This is a genomic window from Gammaproteobacteria bacterium (assembly GCA_034522055.1).
Classification (GTDB): domain Bacteria; phylum Pseudomonadota; class Gammaproteobacteria; order JAABTG01; family JAABTG01; genus JAABTG01.
This window is the reverse complement of sequence record JAXHLS010000002.1, coordinates 750,518-772,589: the sequence shown is the minus strand read 5'-3', so window position 1 is coordinate 772,589 and position 22,072 is coordinate 750,518. Positions and strand designations below refer to the sequence as shown.

15 protein-coding genes are annotated in these 22,072 nt (G+C 67.3%); 7 read left to right on the top strand and 8 right to left on the bottom strand.

The window, feature by feature from the left end; all coding sequences use genetic code 11:
• Positions 1-109: 109 nt before the first annotated feature.
• The 5 genes from secA to ltrA all read left to right on the top strand — a co-directional run bounded on the left by secA (position 110) and on the right by ltrA (position 7,801).
• Entirely contained in the window at positions 110-2,974 is a 2,865-nt protein-coding gene (gene secA / locus U5S82_03730; protein ID MDZ7750770.1) for a preprotein translocase subunit SecA, read from the top strand.
• Positions 2,975-3,281: 307 nt separating this feature from the next.
• Positions 3,282-4,502: a bifunctional glutamate N-acetyltransferase/amino-acid acetyltransferase ArgJ gene (argJ, locus tag U5S82_03725; protein MDZ7750769.1), complete on the top strand. Its 1,221-nt coding sequence runs from the start codon at positions 3,282-3,284 to the stop codon at positions 4,500-4,502.
• Positions 4,503-4,521: 19 nt separating this feature from the next.
• Positions 4,522-5,496: a Nudix family hydrolase gene (locus U5S82_03720; GenBank protein MDZ7750768.1), complete on the top strand. Its 975-nt coding sequence runs from the start codon at positions 4,522-4,524 to the stop codon at positions 5,494-5,496.
• Between the two features lie 18 nt (positions 5,497-5,514).
• On the top strand, positions 5,515-5,913 hold the full coding sequence (locus U5S82_03715) for a thioesterase family protein (GenBank protein ID MDZ7750767.1): 399 nt from the start codon (positions 5,515-5,517) through the stop codon (positions 5,911-5,913).
• Between the two features lie 553 nt (positions 5,914-6,466).
• Entirely contained in the window at positions 6,467-7,801 is a 1,335-nt protein-coding gene (ltrA, locus tag U5S82_03710) for a group II intron reverse transcriptase/maturase (protein MDZ7750766.1), read from the top strand.
• Positions 7,802-7,966: 165 nt separating this feature from the next.
• On the opposite strand, the gene menE is transcribed toward ltrA, so the two are convergent.
• From menE to U5S82_03675, 7 genes are all read right to left on the bottom strand, one after another.
• Positions 7,967-9,418 carry an o-succinylbenzoate--CoA ligase gene (gene menE, locus U5S82_03705; GenBank protein MDZ7750765.1) on the bottom strand — a complete coding sequence of 484 codons (1,452 nt, stop codon included), beginning with the start codon at positions 9,416-9,418 and terminating at the stop codon, positions 7,967-7,969.
• A complete protein-coding gene (gene menC / locus U5S82_03700; protein ID MDZ7750764.1) occupies positions 9,396-10,523 on the bottom strand; it encodes an o-succinylbenzoate synthase in 1,128 nt (375 codons plus the stop codon). The genes menE and menC overlap by 23 nt, the downstream gene beginning before the upstream one ends.
• Positions 10,520-11,404: a 1,4-dihydroxy-2-naphthoate polyprenyltransferase gene (locus tag U5S82_03695; GenBank protein MDZ7750763.1), complete on the bottom strand. Its 885-nt coding sequence runs from the start codon at positions 11,402-11,404 to the stop codon at positions 10,520-10,522. The genes menC and U5S82_03695 overlap by 4 nt, the downstream gene beginning before the upstream one ends.
• Before the next feature lie 8 nt (positions 11,405-11,412).
• Positions 11,413-12,246, bottom strand: coding sequence for a 1,4-dihydroxy-2-naphthoyl-CoA synthase (gene menB, locus U5S82_03690; GenBank protein MDZ7750762.1), 834 nt, complete (start codon positions 12,244-12,246; stop codon positions 11,413-11,415).
• Positions 12,247-12,796: 550 nt separating this feature from the next.
• The gene (gene menD, locus U5S82_03685; GenBank protein MDZ7750761.1) at positions 12,797-14,575 is read right to left on the bottom strand and encodes a 2-succinyl-5-enolpyruvyl-6-hydroxy-3-cyclohexene-1-carboxylic-acid synthase; all 1,779 of its coding nucleotides are present in this window, start codon (positions 14,573-14,575) and stop codon (positions 12,797-12,799) included.
• The gene (locus U5S82_03680) at positions 14,568-15,968 is read right to left on the bottom strand and encodes an isochorismate synthase (protein ID MDZ7750760.1); all 1,401 of its coding nucleotides are present in this window, start codon (positions 15,966-15,968) and stop codon (positions 14,568-14,570) included. The genes menD and U5S82_03680 overlap by 8 nt, the downstream gene beginning before the upstream one ends.
• Before the next feature lie 265 nt (positions 15,969-16,233).
• Positions 16,234-17,499, bottom strand: coding sequence for an MFS transporter (locus tag U5S82_03675; protein MDZ7750759.1), 1,266 nt, complete (start codon positions 17,497-17,499; stop codon positions 16,234-16,236).
• A gap of 197 nt (positions 17,500-17,696) precedes the next feature.
• On the opposite strand from U5S82_03675, the gene U5S82_03670 reads away from it, so the two are divergent.
• Positions 17,697-18,989, top strand: coding sequence for an MFS transporter (locus U5S82_03670; GenBank protein ID MDZ7750758.1), 1,293 nt, complete (start codon positions 17,697-17,699; stop codon positions 18,987-18,989).
• A gap of 487 nt (positions 18,990-19,476) precedes the next feature.
• Entirely contained in the window at positions 19,477-20,292 is an 816-nt protein-coding gene (locus U5S82_03665; protein MDZ7750757.1) for a formate/nitrite transporter family protein, read from the top strand.
• 350 nt (positions 20,293-20,642) lie between these two features.
• Here U5S82_03665 and U5S82_03660 read toward each other — a convergent pair whose 3' ends face one another.
• A complete protein-coding gene (locus tag U5S82_03660) occupies positions 20,643-21,926 on the bottom strand; it encodes a DUF2254 domain-containing protein (protein MDZ7750756.1) in 1,284 nt (427 codons plus the stop codon).
• Between the last annotated feature and the right edge of the window lie 146 nt (positions 21,927-22,072).

The following is a 22,072-nucleotide window of genomic DNA, read 5'->3' as shown; positions in this document are numbered from 1 at the left end:
GTCGGGATCGCTGGCATAAAACGACTCTATAACGGGGGTTCGCCGGGGCCAACCGGCAGATCCCGAATTCCCCGCCCGCGGGGGATCATGCGAGGAACCTTAGGCACTCATGGTCAGCAAGTTGCTTAGCAAAGTATTCGGCAGTCGCAATGAACGCGTCATCAAGCGGCTGCAAAAGTCCGTCGGCCGCATCAATGCCCTGGAGGAGGGGCTGCAGGGACGCAGCGACGGGGAGCTGCGCGAGGCCACCGCCGATCTGCGGCGGCGGGTGGCCGAGGGTGAGAGCACCGAGGCCCTGCTGCCGGAGGCCTTCGCCCTGGTGCGGGAAGCCGGCCAACGCACCCTCGGCATGCGCCACTTCGACGTCCAGATGGTGGGCGGCATGGTACTCAACGACGGCAAGATCGCGGAGATGCGCACCGGCGAGGGCAAGACCCTGGTGGCCACCCTGGCGGCCTGCCTCAACGCCCTCGGCGGCAAGGGTGTCCATGTGGTGACGGTGAACGACTACCTGGCCCGCCGCGACGCCGCCTGGATGGGGCGCATCTACGATTTCCTCGGCCTTTCGGTGGGGGTCATCAATTCCTCTGGCGGGCGTGGGCCCGACAGCAGCTCCTACCGCTACGACCCCGAGTTCCTGCCCGAGGGCGATCAGGGCTACGCGCACCTGCGGCCCTGCGGGCGCCGCGAGGCCTATGCCGCGGATATCACCTACGGCACCAACAACGAGTTCGGCTTCGACTATCTGCGGGACAACATGGCTTTCTCCGTGGAAGAGAAGGTCCAGCGTGACCTCAACTTCGCCATCGTGGACGAAGTGGACTCCATCCTCATCGACGAGGCCCGCACACCCCTCATCATCTCGGGGCCCACCGACGACACCTCGGAACTCTATGTTCAGGTGAATAAGGTCATTCCCAACCTCAGACGCCAGGAACGCGAGGAGAGCACCGAAGACCCGGGGGACGGCGACTACTACGTGGACGAGAAGGCCAAGCAGGTCTACTTCACGGAGCAGGGCCACGGCCGGGTCGAGGAACTGATGGTCCGGGAGGGTTTGCTGGGCGAGGAAGAGAGCCTCTACGACTCCGCCAACATCGTCCTCATGCACCATCTCACGGCGGCCCTGCGCGCCCACGCCCTGTTCCAGAAGGATGTGGACTACATCGTGCGTGACAACGAGGTGGTCATCGTGGACGAGTTCACCGGTCGTACCATGCCCGGCCGGCGCTGGTCCGATGGCCTGCACCAGGCGGTGGAGGCCAAGGAGGGCGTGCCCATCCAGCACGAGAACCAGACTCTGGCCTCCATCACCTTCCAGAACTACTTCCGCCTCTACGACAAACTGTCGGGTATGACCGGCACGGCGGATACCGAGGCCTTCGAATTCCAGCAGATCTATGGCCTCGAGGTGGTGGTGATCCCCACCCACAAGCCCATGGTACGTGACGACCGGCCGGACCTCGTCTACCTCACCCAGCGCGAGAAGTTCGACGCCATCATCGAGGACATCAAGGACTGCCGCTCCCGCGGCCAGCCGGTGCTGGTGGGCACGGCCTCCATCGAGACCTCCGAATACGTGGCCAAGCTGTTGAACGATGCCGGCTTCGAGCATGCGGTACTGAACGCCAAGCAGCACGAGCGGGAGGCCCAGGTGGTGGCCCAGGCGGGGCAGCCGGGAGTAGTGACCATCGCCACCAACATGGCGGGGCGCGGCACGGATATCGTGCTCGGCGGCAACCTCCAGGCGGAACTGGACGCCCTGCCGGAGGACGCCACGGAGGAGCAGCGGGAGGTGGTGCGCCAGGACTGGCAGCAGCGCCACGACCAGGTGATCGCGGCCGGCGGCCTGCACATCATCGGCACCGAGCGCCACGAATCCCGGCGCATCGACAACCAGCTGCGGGGCCGCTCCGGACGCCAGGGTGATGCCGGGTCGAGCCGCTTCTACCTCTCCCTCGAAGACAATCTCATGCGCATCTTCGCCTCCGAGCGGGTGTCGGGGCTGATGCAGAAGCTCGGCATGGAGGAGGGCGAGGCCATCGAGCACCCGTGGGTCAACAAGGCCATCGAGAACGCCCAACGCAAGGTGGAGGGACGCAACTTCGACATCCGCAAGCAGTTGCTGGAATTCGACGACGTGGCCAACGACCAGCGCAAGGTGATCTACGAGCAGCGCAACGAGTTGATGGCGGCCGAGGACGTCAGCGAGACCATCAGGAACGTCCGTCACGACGTGGTGAATGGCGTCATCGACACCTACATCCCGCCCCACAGCCTCGACGAGATGTGGGACGTGCCCGGTCTCACCAAGGCCCTGGGAGAAGAGTTCGCCGTGGAACTGGACATCCAGAGCTGGCTGGATGCCGACCACGAACTCCACGAAGAGACCCTGCGGGAACGCATCATCGGGACCATCGAGGACATCTATGCCGCCAAGGAGACCTCCGTCGGGGTGCGAGTGATGCGTCACTTCGAGAAGGCGGTGATGCTCCAGACCCTGGACTCCATGTGGAAGGAGCACCTTGCCGCCATGGACTACCTGCGCCAGGGCATCTACCTGCGGGGCTACGCCCAGAAGAAGCCGCAGCAGGAGTACAAGCGCGAGGCCTTCGAGATGTTCTCCGCCCTCCTCGATCGCATCAAGCACGAGGTGGTGCGCATCCTGTCGCGGGTGCGAGTGCAGGACGAGTCCGACGTAGACGCCATCGAGGCCCAGCGCCGCCAGCAGGCCGCCATGGAGTTCTCCCATCCCAACATGGGCACCTATGCCGCGGCACCGGGAGTCGCCGCCGCCGCCATGGCGTCCCCGGAGGGCGCCACGCCCCCGCCCCCGGCTGCTGCCGGCGAGCCCCAGCCGACCGGTGACGAGCACCAGCCCTTCGTGCGCGAGGGCCGCAAGGTGGGGCGCAACGAGCCCTGTCCCTGCGGCTCGGGCAAGAAGTACAAGCATTGTCATGGGAAGTTGTCGTGAGGGAATGGTGAGATGGGAGAAGGGAATAGTGAATAGAGATAAAGTGAATAGAGATAAAGAAAGTGAATAGTGAAAAGTGAATAGTGAATGGTGAAAAGCAAAAAAAGCAGCTGCCAGTCCGGATGTCGGGATGAATTCCGACCTACACATCCCCCAATCGGGCTACACTCCTGCCATTCACCATTCACCATTCACCATTCACCATTCACCATTCACCATTCACCATTCACCATTCACCATTCACCATTCACCATTCACCATTCACCATTCACCATTCCCTGTTCCAGCCTCAAAGGATCCCCCCACCATGCCCGTAGGGCTGTCCGCACCGACCGACATCAGACCCGTCCCCGGGGTGCGCCTGGCGGCCACCGCGGCCGGGATCCGTTACCGGGGGCGGGATGATCTGGCGTTGCTGGAACTGGCCCCGGGTGGCAGCTGCGCGGCAGTGTTCACCCGCAATGCCTTTCGCGCCGCGCCGGTGACGGTGGCGGCGGAGCACCTGGCGGCGGGCGCGCCGCGCTATCTGCTCATCAATGCCGGCAACGCCAACGCCGGTACCGGGGCCCGGGGATTGGCCGATGCCCGCGCCTGCTGCGCGGCCCTCGCCGCGGAGGCCGATTGTATCCCGCAACAAGTGTTGCCCTTCTCTACCGGGGTCATCGGTGAGCCCCTGCCGGTGGAGCGTCTCGCCGGGGCCTTGGGCGAGCTGCTGAAGGGCCTGACGGAACAGGGTTGGCTGGCGGCGGCGCGCGCCATCATGACCACCGACACCCTGCCCAAGGTGGTGTCGCGGCGCTGTCAGGTGGACGGCAGGGCCGTCACCGTCACCGGCATGGCCAAGGGCTCGGGCATGATCCGCCCGGACATGGCCACCATGCTGGCCTTCGTGGCCACCGACGCGGCGGTAGAGAAGACCTTGCTCGACGCCTGTCTGCGGGCGGCCGTGGAGCGGTCCTTCAACCGCATCACGGTGGATGGCGATACCTCCACCAACGACGCCTGCGTGCTGGCGGCCAGCGGCGCGGCCGGTAACGAGCCCCTGGCCTTCCCGGAGGACCCGGGCTTTGCCGAACTCCAGCAGGCGGTGGACGGGGTATGCCTGGAACTGGCCCAGGCCGTGGTGCGGGACGGCGAGGGCGCCACCCGCTTCGTCACCCTGGACATACGGGGGGGCGCCACCGGCGGAGAGTGCCTGGCCGTGGCCTACACCATCGCCCACTCGCCCCTGGTGAAGACCGCGTGGTTCGCCGGTGATCCCAACTGGGGCCGTATCCTGGCGGCGGTGGGGCGGGCCGGGTTGACGGCCCTGGACCTGGCGGGGGTGTCTATCCATCTGGACGATGTCTGCATCGTCGAGGCCGGCGGCCGCGCCGCCGCCTACACCGAGGCGGCGGGGGCGGCGGTGTTCGCCCGCCCCGAGTTCACGGTGCGGGTGGAACTGGGCAGGGGCGATGCCGGGGCCGTGGTATGGACCACCGATCTCTCCTACGACTACGTCAAGATCAACGCCGAGTATCGCAGTTGAGCCTGCCCGCCGTGCCGTCATGGCGGCCCTGATCCCCGTGGCGGCGGCGGTGGTGACCCGGGACGACGGCCGGATCCTCATCGCCCGCCGCCCCGACGATGCCCACCAGGGTGGGTTGTGGGAGTTCCCCGGCGGCAAGGTGGAGGCCGGGGAGACCGCCCGCCGGGCCCTCGTCCGGGAGCTCGCCGAGGAACTCGCCATCACCGTCACCGCCTGCCGGCCCCAGTTGCGGGTGCGCCATGCCTATGCCGATCGCTCGGTGCTGCTGGATGTGTGGCGGGTGACGGAGTGGCGGGGCGAGGCCCGCGGCCGGGAGGGCCAGGCCGTGGCCTGGGTGACCCCGGCCCAGTTGGCCGATTTTGCCTTCCCCGCCGCCAACCGCCCCATCGTCGCCGCCGCCCACCTGCCGGAGCGCTGTCTGGTGACGCCGCCCCCCGGGGACCCGGAGGCCTTCCTCGCCGGCCTGGAGCAGAGCCTCGCCGCCGGCGTGGGGCTGGTACAGTTGCGGGCAGGAGGGCTGCCCGAAGAACGCCTGGCGGCCCTGGCCGAGGCGGTCACCGCCCTTTGTCATCGCTACGGCGCCCTGGCGGTGCTCAACGGCCCGCCGGATCAGGCCTTACGTTGGCGCATGGACGGAGTCCACCTCACCAGCCCCCGCCTCATGGCCCTGGTGGAGCGCCCGGCCCCGGCCGAACTATGGTGTTCCGCCTCCTGCCACACCCCACGCGAGGTGGCCCGGGCCAACGACTTGGGTCTCGATTTCATCCTCTGCTCGCCGGTGAAGCCCACCGCCAGCCACCCCGGCGCCGCCACCCTGGGTTGGGCGGGCCTGCACGCCCTCACCGAACTGGCGGCCATGCCCGTCTACGCCCTCGGCGGCATGGTCGCGGCCGATCTCCCCGCCGCCTGGAACGCAGGCGCCCAGGGCATCGCCGCCATCGGCGGCCTGTGGCAGGGCGGGGACGCCGCCGGCCGCCGCTCCCCACACGCCTGATTTCGGAGGTCAGACGCCATGTTCAGCCACCCCACCGTGATCCAGCTCCATCACACCGACGCCGCCGGGATCCTCTTCTTCGGCCGTCTCTTCATGCTGGCCCACGATGCCTACCAAGCCTTCATGGCCGCTGTGGGCCTGGATCTGCGCCGCATTCTCGAGGAGGGTGAGTACCTGTTGCCCATCGTCCACGCCGAGGCGGACTTCAAGGCCCCCTTGCGGGTGGGGGATACCGTGGACATCCGGGTCACCGTGGAGCGCTTGGGCCAGGGCTCCTTTACCCTCGCCTACGAGTTCGTCGGCGAGGCCGGAGTCGTGGTCGCCACCGCCCGTACGGTCCACGCGGCCATGGCCCCCGGCGGCAGCCCCATGCCCCTGCCCGCCGTAATTCGCGTAATTCGGGGACAGTTTACTTAATTCGAGCTGGTTTGAGAGGCGCTGCTCGATGCAGTGGCGAATTAAGTAAACTGTTCGTATGCCGTAACACGCTGATTAACTAGCGGGTTAGAGTCCCGCCAAAGGAGTTGCTCGTACACCTTTGTAGTGTCGCGGAGCGGCGTCCGGGTAACCGGGGGTCGTAAGTTACGTAGATGCAAAACCGCAGGCCGCAGCGCAAGCGAACCGAGATGTAGCCTCGTGAACAAAGTGAAGATGCCGACCCGGTGGACAGTCGGGGAAGGCCGCTGTTGGTGGGAGGAGACAACGAGAGCGTCCCACTGAGTCTTCCGGGGTAGTACGGGTGACATGTGGTGGAAGTTGATTGGTCCCAGTGCGGGAGGCCCGCGGCGGTGGCAGGTGAGAACTGCCGACGGTGGCGTATAAGGCCAGTCCGAAGTCGTCATCGACCGTCGTGGGAGTCGGAGGGGTTCATAGTACCGATTGAGGGTCTGGGACAACATAACCCGACCTGAGGGAAGGGACCCTACTTTGTGCACGCAACCGAAACGCAGAGGGTCAGGAGATTGCGGCGATGTCGCTAACAACTCCGGAAAAGATCAGGACGCTGCAGAGGAAGCTCTACGTCAAGGCCAAGCAAGAGCCGGCGTTTCGCTTCTACGCCTTGTATGACGAGGTCTATCGGGCAGACACTCTCGGTCACGCCTATGATCGTGTCAGGTCCAATCGGGGCGCGCCAGGAATCGATGGTGTGACCTGTGAGGCCATCGAGGCGGGGGTCGGAAGAGACGCCTACTTGGCGGAATTGCAACGGGAACTGGAGCAGAAGACGTACGGCGCGGACGGCGTGCGTCGGGTCTGGATACCCAAGCCGGATGGCAGTGAGCGCCCATTGGGGATCCCCACAATCCGGGATCGGATCGTACAGATGGCGCTCAAGCTGGTGGTGGAGCCGATCTTCGAGGCTGATTTCTGCGAGCACTCCTATGGATTTCGCCCGCAGCGTTCGGCCCATGATGCGGTGAAGGCCGTCACCGACGGCCTGTTTCAGGGAAAGACCCAAATCATCGATGCGGATCTATCGAAGTATTTCGATACGATCCCGCACGCCAAGCTCATGGCCGTGGTTGCCGAGCGCCTTGCCGATGGGGGCGTCCTCGCCCTCATTCAGCAATGGCTCAAGGCCCCGGTCATCGAAGAGGATGGGCGAGGCAAGCAACGCCCGAGTGGCGGTAAAGGGAATCGGAAAGGGACGCCGCAAGGCGGGGTTGTTTCCCCGCTGCTGGCCAATCTTTATCTACATCTGCTGGACCGGATTTGGGAACGGCACGACTTGGAACGGCGGTTAGGGGCGCGCCTCGTGCGTTACGCTGACGATGCCGTGATTCTGTGTCGTGGGGACACCGCGCCGGCCATGGCGGTGCTTGAGACGGTGCTGACACGCCTGGAGTTGACGCTCAACCGGGAGAAAACCCACGAGGTCGATGCCCGCCGACAGGCGTTCGACTTTCTTGGCTTCAGCATCAAATGGGCCCGCAGCCGACGAACCGGCAACGGCTACCCTCACGTTGAGCCGAGCCGCCGCGCCGAACGAAGGATCAAGGCGCGCATCAAGGAACTCACCGCGCGGCGCCGCACCCCGGTGCCGATGCCGCGTATGATCACGGAAGTGAACCAAGTGCTACGCGGCTGGTCGGGCTACTTCCACTACGGCAACTGCACCAAGGCTTTCGGACGCGTCCGGTGGTTCACTGAGGAACGCGTGCGTACCCAACTGCGGCGGCGTCACAAAGTGCGCACTCGCACGCGCGGTTACGAACGCTTTCCCTACGCCCACCTCCACGACGCCCTTGGATTACTCAAGCTATCCCACAAAGCAGGCTGGCGCTCAGCGCATGCCTTGGCGTGAAGCACATCGGAAAGCCGTGTACGGGAGAACCGTATGCACGGTTTGATGAGGGAGGGCTGGCCCTGGTGGCTACGGCCCGGCTATTTAGGCACCGCCAAACGAAAGGGGCGGGAACCGCTAAGCCGGACCTACGGGCGTTAGGGCCTGCTCTCTACTCTACCCGAATTACCCCCGAATTACCCGGCGGTCGGGTTTGATACCGGTCTGGGGGGTCTCCGGTGGCCACGGTAGCACCCGCACGGGCCACATGAAGCGGGCCAGGCGTCCTGCTGCCCTAAGCAGGGCGTGGATATCCGCGATGTCGGCCGGGGTGCCGTCTGCCATCTCCACGAAGGCCGCCGGGCGGTGGCCGAACTCCTCGTCCGGCACCCCCACCACGATGCTGCGGGCCACGCCGGGCAGGTCGTTGAGGGCGGCCTCGATGGCCTCGGGGTGGATGTTCTCGCCCCCGGATATGAACATGTTGTCCCGCCGGCCCGCCACCCGTAGTCGTCCATTCTCGTCCACGGTCCCCACGTCGCCGGTATGGAACCAGCCTGCAGCGTCCGTCAGGGGCTGGAGCCCCCGGTCCGTGATGTAGCCCCGGGCCAGGGTCCGACCGCCCACCAGGATCTCACCGTCTGCGGCGATGGCGATTCGTCGATGGGGCAGCACCCGACCACTGGTGGCCAGGGCAGGGGCGGGGTTGCCAAGGGCCGTGGCGGTGACCTGGGATGCGGCCTCGGTGCAGCCGTAGGTGGTGAGCAGCGGCAGGCCCCGGGCGCGGGCCTCGGCCACCAGGCCCGGGGGGGCGGCGTCGCCCCCCACCAGGACGGCCTTGATGCCCGCCATGGTGAGCCGGGCGGCAGGTTCCCTCAGCAGCCGCCACAATTGGGTGGGTACCAGGGAAAGATGAGTGGGAGCGAGGCGCTCCAGGGTGGCCTCCAGTGTGGTCTCCGGCGCATCCACCACCACGGCGGCGCCGGCCAGGGCGGCCCGCCACAGGATGGCCAGGCCGCCGGCATGGAACAAGGGCAGGGCCAGCAGCCAGCGGTCGCCCGGGGCGAGGGGCAGGTTGGCGTTGGCCCCCAGGGCGCTGTACCAGTGGTTGGCCACCTCGTGGAGCACGGCCTTGGGTCGCCCGCTGCTGCCCGAGGTGAACAGCACCGTGGCCGGCTGCGCCATCCCCAGGCGGATGTTCCCGGCCGCCCCATCAGGATATAAGCCGGCCGCCGCGGTCACGAGGTCGGCCAGAGGCAGGGCCGCCACCCTCCGGCCCTGCCAGGGCCGGTCTGTCACCACCAGTTCCACCTCCAGGTCGCCCAGTAACTCATCCGTCAGCGCAGGCGGCAGGCGATGGCTCACGGGGCAGGCCACGGTGCCCCGGCGTCCCAGGGCCCACAGCAGGGCGATGGCGTCGGCGCCCGGCGCGGCCAGCACACCCACCCGCGTTCCCGGGACGATGCCGTGGTGTTCCAGGGTGGCCGCCAGGGCCGCGCAGCGGCGATGCAGGCCGCCGTAGTCGAGGCTGCCCTGGGGTGTGATGATGGCCGCGTCCCCAGGCGCGCGCGCCGCCGCCGCGGCCACCGGACAGGGGATGACCGCGGGCGCGGGCTCAGGACGGGGTGGGGCTGCCATGAAGGGGACTCAATAGAGTGGTATCCAGCTCCGGGGGCGCCGCCTGGGCGGGATCCACCGGCATGAAGCCGGGGGATGTCTCCACGGGGCTCGCGGGCAGGTCGCGCCCGAACCACCCCAGGGTGCCGAGACCGGCGGCGCAGCCGGCCTCGGCCCAGGCCGCCGCCAGATGGGCGAGGATGCCGACACCGACGCCCGATTCGAAGGTGGATCCCACCACCACCCCCAGCCGCAGGCGGCGCGCCTCGCGGGCGAAGGCGGCGGCGTGCTCCAGGCCGAGCAGGGTGGGCTTGAGGACCACCGCGCCCAGCCCGGCGACTGCGGCCAGGGCCTCCGGCGCCATTTCCCTGAGCCCCTCGTCCAGGGCCAGGGGGGCCAGCCCCAGGGCGCCAAGGGCGCGGAAGCCCTCGAGGTCGCTGGCCGGCTCCTCCACGTACTCGATGGTTGCGCCGGCCCCGACGGGCTGCCGGACGAGGTCTTCGAGCAGGCCCCGGGCCACGGCCACGGGCCAGGCGCGGTTGGCATCCAGGCGCAGTCGGGTGCCGGGACCCATGGCCTCGCGCACCGTCGTGATGCGGGCGATTTCCGGATCCGGCTCCAGGCCGCCCACCTTGAGCTTGAGGGTGTGATGGCCGGCCGCCACCAGCCGCCTGGCGCCGGCCGCCGCGTCATCCGGCGCGCCGCTCACCAGGCCGTTCACCGCCACCTCCGTGGGCGCGGCAGGATTCAGCAGGCGGGCCAGCCCCAGGCCGCGGCGGGCCGCCACCAGGCCAAGGATCGCGGCCTCCACGGCGCAGCGCGCCGCCGGGCCATAGCCGCTGGTGCCCAGCCATGCCTCGAAGCCACCGTCCAGGGCCTCGAGACCCTCCGGAATCCGGTGCTCCACCGCTGTGTGACAGAAGTGCTCCAGGTCCCGGCGGGTGGTGGCCAGGGTGTCGGGGCTGAAGCCCGCCAGGGGGGTGGCCTCCCCCAGGGCCTCGTGGCCGACTTCGTCCGCAAGGCGCAGCAGCAGGCCCTCGCGGTTAGCCGCCGGGGCCTGGGGGGCCGGCAGGAGGCGGGCGAGGGGCAGGGCGAAACCGAACAGGGAGGCCGCCCGGATCCTCACAGCAGCCAGCCGACCGAAAACAGTACGGTGTGGAGCATCAGCAGCCCGCCGGTGGCCCCCAGGCTGCGGTTGAGGGCGGCGGCGTCGCGGCTGGTGAACACGGTGCGCAGGGAGGGTACGGCAGCCACCAGCACCAGGGTGGTGAGGGCGATAGTCATGCCGGCGGCGCCGGTGACGAGGAACACCAGGGGCAGCAGGGAGGCCGCCGCCAGGGAGCCCGCGTATTCCCAGCGCGCGAAAGCGGGCCCGAAGCGCACCGCCAGGGTGCGTTTACCCGCCACCGCGTCGGTGTGGATGTCCCGCAGGTTGTTGACGGTGAGGATGGCAACGGACACCAGCCCGGGCCCGAGGCCGGCCACCAGCACCCAGGGGTCGAGGGTCAGGGCCTGGACATAGTAGGTGCCGCCCACCGCCACGGGACCGAAGAACAGCAGCACGAACACCTCGCCGAGACCGCGGTAACCGAGGGGATAGGGGCCGCCGGTGTAGAGCACTCCAGAGAGGATCGACACCAGGCCCACCGCCAGGATGGGCCAGCCACCCCGCCACACCAGGTAGCTTCCCACCATGAGCGCCGCGGCGAACACCAGCACCGCCGCCCGGCGCATGGCGGGTGGGGTCACCAGGCCGGCCTGCACCATGCGCCGGGGGCCGGTACGGGCGGCAGTGTCGGCGCCCTTGACGTAATCGAAGTAGTCGTTGGCGAGGTTGGTGCCGATCTGGATCAGCAGCGCCGCCACCAGGGCCACAGCGGCCGCCGGCCAGTGGGCGGCCCCCTCGGCGGCGGCCATCACCGTGCCCATCATCACCGGCGCCACCGAGGCCGCCAGGGTGCGGGGCCGGGCCGCCTGCAGCCAAACACCAAGGCGTTGGGACGACATGACTGCCCTCAGGGCTGGCGCTTGTACTTGCTGAAGTCGGGTGGGCGCTTCTCCAGGAAGGCATTGCGCCCCTCCTGACCCTCCTCGGTCATGTAGAACAGCATGGTGGCGTTGCCTGCCAGTTCCTGGAGGCCGGCCTGGCCGTCACAGTCGGCGTTCAGCGCCGCCTTGAGGCAGCGCAGGGCCATGGGCGAGTTGGCCAAGATTTCGCGGCACCACTGCACGGTTTCCTGTTCCAGGCGGGCCAGGGGCACCACGGTGTTCACCAGCCCCATGTCCAGGGCCTTGGCGGCGTCGTACTGGCGGCACAGGAACCAGATCTCCCGGGCCTTTTTCTGGCCCACCACCCGCGCCAGGTAGCTGGCGCCATAGCCACCGTCGAAGGAGCCCACCCGCGGCCCGGTCTGGCCGAACACGGCGTTATCGGCGGCGATGGTGAGGTCGCACATCAGGTGCAGCACATGGCCGCCGCCGATGGCGTAGCCGGCTACCATGGCGATGACGGGCTTGGGGCAGGTGCGGATCTGGCGCTGCAGGTCGAGGACGTTGAGACGCATGACGTCGCCATCGTCGCGATAGCCGGCCTCGCCCCGCACCTTCTGATCGCCGCCGGAGCAGAAGGCCTCGGGGCCCTCGCCGGTGAGGATCACCACGCCGATGTCGCCGTCCTCGCGGGCGTCGGCGAGGGCGTGGCCCATCTCGTTGACGGTCTGCGGCCTGAAGGCGTTGCGGACCTGGGGGCGGTTGATGGTGATGCGGGCGATGCCGGTGGCCAAGCCCTCGCCCTTGTGGTAGCGGATGTCCTCGTAATCGCGGGCGGGGGACCAGGAAATGTCGCTCATGTCGCTCCTTAGGATGGGGATCGCGGTGCTTGGGGCATCGGGGTGCCGCGCTGCGCGGGGTTGCGGTCCGGGTCGGGTTCGGATGGGCCATTATGCCCGTCCGCGCGCACCAAGCGTAGCCGGCGTGGGTCCGGAGGTTTAAAAAAGGCGCAGCGGGTCCACCGTTTCGGCGTCAGCAGAGCGGACGCACGGGTGGTAATCTTTTCCCCTTTCCCATTTCCCCTTTCCCATCTCCCCGGGGAGAAGGACAGAGGCGTAGGTCTGCTGCTCCCGGCAGCCGGCGGGCGTTCGACCTCCGCCGCCGTGAATGCCCGGGGACTTTTCTCTTTCGCGTCCTTTAGCGCTTTTCGTGGTTAACTCTCATGGTGATACGCGCCGCCCGAGATGATGAAAGAGGAGCGCGTATCGCCATGTTCGTTCCCTCACCCCATCCCTGTACTCCGGGCATCCTGCCCTTCGCCCTGCGGGCCGCGCCAAGGCGCGTTCAAATCCGTTCCCGACGGATTTGTCCCAGAGGGAGAGGGGGAGTTCGTGCTTCGCGACTTTCACGTTAAGAGGGTTCATGGGGTTCCAAGGCCTGGCTGAGGAGCGTGATGATGTGACGGTGGCGCTCGCGGTTGGCGGTGCGCTCGGTGCGCACCTCGATGAGCGTGGGACCGGGACTGCGGGCCGCGTCACCGTAGACGGCGGCGAATTCTGCGATCGATCCGGGGCGCTGGTAGTGCAGTCCGAAGCCCCGAGCGAAGGAGGCGAAGCCGAGGCCGTGAGGGGTGGCGAAGAAGGTCTCGAAGTGGTCCTCCTCGGCCGTCACCGGCAGGAACGAGAAGATGCCGCCGCCGTCGTTGTTGATCACCACCAGGGTGATGGGTACCGGCGATCGGGCCACCAGGGCGAGGGCGTTGAGGTCGTGGAGCAGGGCAAGGTCGCCGCACACCAGGGTGAGGCGGCGCCCGAGCCCGGCGGCGTAGCCGCAGGCGGTGGCCACGGTACCGTCGATGCCGCTGGCGCCGCGGTTGCACGCCACAGGCACCGCGGGACCGCAGGGGTCGGCGAAGCTGTCCATGTCCCGCACCGGCATGCTGGAGGCGAGGAACAGGGCCCCGTCCCGCGGTGTCAGCCGTGACACCAGGCGGCATACCGCGGGTTCGTCCAAGCCCGGCGTGTCATCCATCAGGCGGTCCAGGGTCTGGTGGATGCGGGCCTCGGGCTCGCGGAAGGCGGCCAACCAGGGTGCCGGGGGCGGCTCCAGGTCCAGGGTTGCCGCGGCGTCGGCGAAGGCCGCGACTCCACCGTCCACCCGGTGGTTCACCTGGTGGCTGGGGTCGTGGCGCCGGGGATCGGCGTAGACGCGGATATAGCGGGGTGGGCGGGCGGCTTCCAGGTACTGCATCAGGACCTTGGATACCACCTCGCCCCCCAGGTGCAGCACGGTATCCGGCGGCGGCGGCGGGGCCACCTTGAGCAGTAGGTCGTAATGGGGAACGAAGGGCGTGGTGGCGTGGCCGAGGCGCAGGCCGGAACCGATATCCGCCAGCGTGGGCCAACCCAGCCGGGTGGCCAGGGTACGTACCGCCGCGGCCTCGGCGGGGCCCGCCAGGCGGCCCACCACCAGCAGGCCCCGATGGGCGGCCCCCAGGGCTTCGGCCACCCCGTGATTCGCCGGCAGCGGCACCGGCCCGTCCGGGCGGTGATAGCGGGTAAAGGGTGCCCCGCCGCGACGCCAGGTCTCGACCGGCGCGCACCAGCTGCCGCAGTCGGTTTCGGCCTCGGGGTCGTTCAGGGGCTCCCGGAAGGGCATGTTGAGATGCACTGGCCCGGCGGGCGCGGCGCGGCTGCGGTGCACCGCCTGGTCCAAGGTGGTGAGCAGGGCCGCGACGGGTACCGCCGTGGTGGGGGTGGGCAGGTCCGCCTGCCAGCGCGGGTAGGCGCCGAACAGCCCGGTCTGGGGGATGGTCTGGTTGGCGGCGGTGTCCCTGAGTTCCGGTGGCCGATCGGCCGTGAGCAGGATCAGCGGTACATTGTCCATGGTCGCCTCCACCACCGCCGGGTAGAGGTTGGCGGCGGCCGTGCCGGAGGTGCAGATGATGGCCGCCGGAGCGCCGCGGGCCCGGGCCAGGCCGATGGCGTGGAAACCGCAGCCGCGCTCATCGAAGTGTACGGTGCAGCGCAAGCGCGGATGGCGGGCCGCCGCCAGGGTGAGGGGGGTGGAGCGGGAGCCCGGGGCGATGCAGATGTCCTGCACCCCGAGGCGCCACAACTCCTCCATGGTGAATTCGGCCCACAAACCATTGAGCCATGCGGTGCGGGCGCGCGACGCGCCTTCAGTCATGGTGCCAGGCCGACTGCATGCCGTTCATCTTGCTTTCCAGCTCAAGCCACTCGCCGGCGGGCCTTGAGCCCGCCAGGATACCGGCGCCCACATAGAGGTCCAGATGGTGCCCGCGCACCAGTCCTGAGCGGATGGCGACGGCAAACTGGGTGTCGTCGGCCCCCACGTAGCCCACCGGCCCCGCATACCAGCCGCGGTCGAAGGGCTCGAGTTCGCCGATGCGGGCCAGGGCCGCCGCCGGCGGGTCTCCCGCCACCGCCGGCGTGGGGTGCAGGGCGGCCAGTAGGGCGCCATCCGTGACCCCGGGCCTGAGGTACCCCCTCATGTGCACATTGAGATGCTGCACATGGGCCAGTTCCACCACCGAGATGTCGCGGTCGCGGTCCAGGCTGTCCGTGAGTTCGGCCAGGCCGTTTTCGATGTGCCGAACCACGCAGGCGTGTTCGCGGCCCTCCTTGGCGCAGGCCAGCAGCTGCTCCCTGAGCAGGGTGTCCTCATGGACGGTGGCGCCACGGGGGCGGGTGCCGGCCAGGGCCTCGCTGCAGATGTGGCGGTCACGGCGATGAAAAAGACGCTCCGGGCTGGCACCCATGAAGGCCGTTCCATCTCCGGGATCGAAAAAGAAGAGGAAGCAGTTGGACTCCGTCGCGCGCTGATAGGCCTGGAGCAGGGCCAGGCCCTCTACGTCGGTATCGAAGGTGAAAGAGGTACGTCGCGCCAGCACCACCTTCGCGGGTTCCCCGCGCCGGCGGGCCGCCGTGCTGATGCGTTCCACCAGGGCCAGCCAGTCCGCACGCGTAGGCGTGTCCTCGCGCCAGCGCGGCGGGCCGGGTGGGGCAAGGGCCACGGGTACGTGGGCCAGCCGGTCGAGTTCGGCGAGCACGGATTGCACGCCATCGCGCCCCGGCAAGACATTGCAGGCGAGGAGCCGCTGCTCGCCCTCCTGTATCCACTCGACCCGTGGCAACATCAGCCAGCCGCGACCGAAGGCCTGCCAGCGCCGGGAAATGGTGGCCTCGGTGTCGAAGCGGCAGCCGCCGTAGTAGCGGATGCCGGGCGCGGCGTCTACCAGGCGCCCGGCTGCCGCTGTCAGCAGCTGGGCGGGTGCCATGGTGGCCTGGAGGTCGAGGCGTTCGGCGATCCCCGCCGCAGCCACCACGCGGTGACGGCCGCGATCGGCCCAGTAGAGCCGTGGCCGACCCGCCTGGGCTGCCAACCAGGCCAGGGGTTCGACGTCCGGAGCCTCCACCTCGACACGCTGCGGCGGACCCGTGGGTCCGCCGGGCCTCGAGAGTGCCGCCGCCACCCGCTCCGACAGGTGGGCATAGGCCTCGCGGATGGGGTTGCGCGCCAGGGTTAGGGCCGCCGTCTGGCGGTCAGAACTGCCACTCACGCATCGATGCTCCATTGATTGTCAGGCCGTCCAGGAACCGCGGGCACGGAAACCCCATGGCGAGGAGCCACCCGGGCCCATGCGGGCTACCACGAAAACATGCCACGGCGGCGGGAATTAAGGAACCAGTTAACTCCGGGATTAATGGGTAAGCGCCCGTTTGACTGACATGGCGCAATTACCAGACTCTCGGCCCGGGCTGGGCAGCGGTGGAACGGTCGCGCGCAGCCCCTACGGCGCCGGCGTACCCCTAACTAAGGTCCCCTCAGGTATCGGGATCGCGTACCCGGGACAACAGCAGGGCGCCGAGGCCGAATAGTACCAGCAGGGAGAGGAGGGAGGTGCGGTTGTCGCCCGTGGCCACTGCCACCCAGCCCATCAGGGCCGGACCGATGATGGCCGCGAACTTGCCCACCAGGTTATAGAAGCCGAAATACTCGGCCGCCTCGCCGTCGGGGATGAGGCGGGCGAACAGGGAGCGGGAGAGGGCCTGTACGCCCCCCTGCACCAGGCCGATGACGACGGCGATGCCGTAGAACTCCCAGGTGGAATCCATGTAATAGCCCCACACCGTGATGCCCATGTACACGAATATGCCGATGAAGATCCCGCGCTGGGGACCGATGCGGGATCCCAGCCAGCCGAAAGCCAGGGCCGCGGGAAAGCCGACGAACTGGGTGAGCAGCAGAGCCGCGATGAGGTCGCCGGTGTCGAAGCCCAGCGCCATGCCGTAGTCCACCGCCATGCGGATGATGGTGTCCACGGCGTCGATGTAGAGCCAGTAGGCCAGCAGGAACAGGAAGGCATCCCGATGGTGGCGCAGCTTGCGCAGGGTGTTCATCACCCGCCGGAGACCGGAGCCGATGCGCCCCGCCAGGGGGGGGCGCGCGGCCCGCGACTCGGGCACCATGACCAGCAGGGGCAGGGTGAACAGGGCCCACCAGGCGGCGGTGATGAGGAAAGAGAACTGCACCGCCGCCGTCTTGCCCGCGAGGCCGAAGGTGGCGGGCCACAGGGTCATGGCCACGCACAGGGCGAACACCAGGCCGCCCCCCAGGTAACCCAGGGAGAAGCCGAAGGCCGATATCACGTCCAGGCGGCCGCGGTCGCTGACGTCGAATATCAGGGCGTCATAGAAGATATTGCCGGCTGCGAAGCCGATGCCGGCGCCCACATAGCACACCACCGCCAGCTCCCAGTGGCCCTGGCCGACGAAGTACAGGGCGGCGGTGCAGGTGATGCCCAGCAGGGCGAAGGCGCGCAGGAAGGTCTTCTTGAAGCCGTCGCGATCCGCGATGGCACCCAGCACCGGCGCCACCAGGAGCACTAGCAGGCTGGCCACCGAGTTGGCCACCCCCAGGCGGAAGGTGCTCACGGTGGCGTCCACGCCCTCGCTCCAGTAGGCCTTGAAGAACAGGGGAAAGAAGCCGGCGATCACCACCGTCGCGAAGGCCGAATTGGCCCAGTCATAGAGGGCCCACGCGAAGACCTCGCGCGGGCGGCCCAATCGATCGGTCAGCCAGATTTTCACCGCCGCAAGCTTACGACAGCCGGGCCGCGAGGTCATGGCGGATGTCGTGGCGAAAGGCCTCTTGCACGGTGGCGGCGGCCATCTTTTCCCCCGTTGATCTTTGTCCCATAATCCGCCTTCCCGCCACCTCGGACAGCCGCCGTGCCCTCGACCCTTCCAAGTGCCTCCGCGCGCCGCGTCGGTGCCGGGGAGATGCCGTGCGCGTGACCCTCACGGCCCTGCTGGGGGGACAGGGGGTGCTGCTGGTGGGCGTCGGTCTGCTGGGCACCCTGGTGGGCGTCAGGGCAGCCATGGAGTCCTTCGGCAACCTGGAGATCGGCCTGGTGATGGCGGCCTACTACGTGGGCTACATCCTGGGGGCCCATTACGGGCCCGGCATCATCAGCAGCGTGGGTCATATCCGATCCTTCGCCGCCTTCGCCGCCCTGACGGCGGTGTCCGTGCTGGCCTTCGGGCTGTGGGTCAACCCGTGGGCCTGGTTCGTGTTCCGCCTCATCAACGGCGCCGCCGTGGTGGGGGTCTATATGGTGGTGGAGTCCTGGCTCATCGAGCAGACGCCGGGGCCGTTGCGGGCCCGTATCTTCTCGGCCTACATGGCCATAACCCTGGTGGCCCTGGCCGCGGGCCAGGCCCTGCTGGTGACCTACCCTGTCGAGGGCAGCCAGCTGTTCGCCCTGGCCACCATCCTCGTCATGCTCGGCCTCATCCCCATCGCCGTCACGCGGGTCCAGGAGCCCCTGGTGCAGATCCCCACGCCCCTGGCCCTGGGGCGGCTGGTCGGCCTGTCACCCCTGGGCGTCGCCGGGGCCGTGGTGGCCGGTGTAGTGCAAGGGATCTTCTGGGGCCTGACGCCGGTGTTCGCCCAACGCCTCGCCATGGCACCGGGAGAGATCGCCCTGCTGATGGGGGCCACCATCATCGGCGGCGCTGTGCTGCAATACCCCATCGGCCACCTCTCTGACTCCCATGATCGGCGCCGCGTGCTGGTGGCCACGAGCCTCGGTGGCGCCGCGGCGGCCTTCGCCGCGGGCTGGATCGTCATGAAAGGCGCCGGCGGGCTGCCGGCGATGGCCTTTCTCTACGGCGGGCTCATGTTCTCCCTCTACGGCTTGAGCGTCGCCCATACCAATGACCACCTGGATGCCGGCCACACCCTGTCGGCCACCCGCGGCCTGCTCATGGTCTACGGCGTGGGCGCGTTCCTCGGCCCATTGCTGGGCGGCGCGGCCATGAAGGTGGCGGGCCCCCTCGGCCTGCCTGTCATCTCCGGTAGCATGCTGGTAATCCTGGCGGTCTTCGGCCTCGCCCGCATGCTCCTCAGGGCAGCCCCCGCCATCGCCGACCAGGCCCCCTACGTGCCCATGGTGCGTACCACGCCCATGGTCCTGGAGATGCACCCCGAGGCCGAGGTGGAACCCGAACTCGACCTCACCGGGGGCGGCAGCGCCGGGCCCCACGACCACGGCGACGGGGATATCGACGCGCGTTGATCAACGGCGATCAACCACGAAATACGCGAAAGGCGCGAAAAGGCAGAGCGCCGGGGTCCGCAAGGGGCCGGAGAACAGATGCCTGTCCGGATGCCCGCTCAGGGGCATAATAAACATGGGGCTCGTCACCGGAATTCATGGATGTAGAGGGAAGAACTTTCTCTCGCCAAGGGGTCAGCAAGCAGTCGCCATTATAGCTATCAAATGATGTTGCGCTTTCTTGAAGGGGGCGTAGATATACGCAGTTAACTTGATAAAACCACTGCAACAAAATGGGGTCTCAGCGTGAAGGCGACAACAAGGCTTTCTCTGGGTGCTCGGGGCGCTGGGAAGCAAGGTTGGCGTGGGACAGGTCAGGGTTTAAGAATTCGCTGGCTTAACTGGAGACATCTTCGTTTCGATTTTGCTGGTCTTAGTACATTCGAGCATCAGCCGAAATACAGTAGGCCCGACCCATCTGGCGAAGGGCATTAGAGGGTTAAGGATCGTGTCCGAACAAGCAGATTTGGATCGAGACAAAGAAAAGCAGGCCGATGAATACGAAAACGTCCCCTCGTCGGTCATCTTCGAGGCGATCCGGCGGGAGGGCGAGCACGAACTGTCGCGACCGATCAGTGCACTCTGGTGGTCGGGGGTCGCAGCCGGGCTGGCGATTAGCACCTCGGTGCTGTGCAAGGGCTTTCTCGCGTCGATCCTGCCGCATGCCGACTGGGCCGCGGGCATTTCGAACCTGGGTTACACGGTGGGTTTCCTGATCGTGATCCTCGGGCGGATGCAGCTGTTCACCGAGAACACCATCACACCGATCCTGCCGCTATTCCTCGCGCCGACACGGGCGAATTTTTACCAAACCGCACGCCTCTGGGGCATCGTCTTTGTCGCCAATCTCGTGGGGTGCGTAGCGGCGGCATTGGTGCTCGTCCATGGACACATCCTGCCGGAGGCCCGTTTCGAGGGTATTCTTACCGTCTCGCGCCATTACGCCGAGGCTACGGCCTTCGATCATTTCGCCTGGGGCATCCCGGCGGGGTTTTTGATCGCCGCGCTGGTGTGGATTCTGCCCCGCATGGAAAGCGCGGGCGAGGTGCTGTTGATCGTCATAGTGACTTACGTGATCGGGCTCGGTGGTATGTCTCACGTTGTGGCGGGCTCGACCGAACTTTTCATTCTTGTCGTTCGAGGCGAACTCGGCATTGCCGCCGCGGCCTTCGAGGGTATCCTGCCCGCCTTCGCCGGCAACGTATTGGGCGGTACGGGCATCTTCGCCGCCCTGACCTATGCTCAGGTGCGCGAGGAAATTTGAGGCGCTGGCGCGGGCTCGCTTCGGCTGCAGGTCGCCAAGGACGTTTCTAAAAGTGCCCCGAGCACGGCAAGGACGGCGAAGACCGGCGATAGCGGAGCGTTACCGAACCGGTCCGGCGCCGGCCCAAGGTGTCCGCCCGGGAGCGCCGTGAGGCCGGTCGGTGGGGCGAAAAGCGCGGTATGGCGGGCCTGGCTGGCCACGTCGCGGTGACCGTTTTCAATGGGCGAGGACAAGCATCGTGAGCGCGGGAGGAGCCATGAACTCGACCTGCACCAAGCCGCAGGCAAGGGCATGACATCGCCGCGCAGCCATGGCGAATCCGTCGCCTCGCCGTTTTTCCTCCCGGCTGTTCAGTGTCCAGGAGGCTGGTTACCACCTTCGAGCCTCAGTGTCTGCCCTGACAAGACCGCCACGGCTTTTAGCGCGCCAAGGTCAGCGGCATTCGCACCTGCTTCCGCCGTGCTTTCGAGCGCATAGGCTGAAAGCTCTGCGGCTGTCTCCCCGAAAGCCACCGGCGCGATACGTTGCAGCGCATCAAGGGCCTTGTGCAAGCGCATCTGTACTTCAATGACTGCCGCACCGTCCCGCGCGATCGGCCGGAAGGCATCGTAAATCATGTCGGCGGGTAGCACGGGAGGCACATGTACCGCGGGGTAATCGACCGCAGGGTCGGCACGCTCGACCCGGCACGACAATACTCGAACGAGCCGTCCGATGACGCTGATCGCCGTACCCGGATCGTTCACCGCGGGCGACAGTGCTCTCGAGGCAATCTCGGAAAGAACGATCAAACCGAATCTCGGATCCTGATCGAATGTGCGCTCATTGCCGAGCGTGAATGCCCGCCGCAGCCTATCTGCCTGATCATCAGAGGGCGCAGAACCATGGATCCGGAGAATCTGCGCGGCTTGGTGGACGAAGCTGCCGGGCAGTGCGGCGAGGTAGATCTCCGCGTCGAACTCCTGGGCAAATTCGGCAAGCGCATTGACGTCGATATGCTGGACATAGCCTGTATGGACCGATGCTATCGGCACTGCGTCCCCAGGGATCGCCTGGTGCAGTGGCTTGCCGCCGAGATAGGGATTGGCGAGACGTCGTTTGAGAGCGCGCACAGCAGCTTCCTCAACACGGTCTAGCGTATCGTTCATCCTGCCGAAGGTCAGGAGGTGGCTGATCCATCGCAGCAGAGCAGTCACGACAAGGGCGACCACAACCAGAGTGGCCAGGAACAAAAATATCTGCGCGGACCGGTCATAAAACGGAGTACGCACCGCAATCAGTCCGACCAGACTGAAAAGGAAGGCGCCAAGAAAGGTCGCAAGCACGTTCTGGGTCGTGGAGTCCTCCTGTAGAAGCGCGGTGGCGCGGGGCGTAGCATTGCTCGCGGCGGCTGTGAGCGCGGATACCGCGATCGAGAGCGAGAATGTAGTCACGGCCAGCATGGACGAAGCCAGGATCGTGAGAATTTTATCTACCGGTATATTCGCCAGACCCGCGGCGAACGCCGTCGGCACATATCTTTCTAAAAAGGGTGCGATGCCAACGGTTATGACGGCGAACAAGGCGAAACTGACGGCCCGCACCCAGACTTTTCTGAGCGACTGCCGAATGATCCAGAAAAGCTTCGAATCCACCTGTGTCTCCAAATGCTTCGCCGTCGGCTTCGATTATGCGGCGTCGCGCCTCACGACCACGGCGACGGGGATATCGACACGCGTTGATCAACGGCGATCAACCACGAAATACGCGAAAGGCGCGAAAAGGTAGAGCGCCGGGGTTC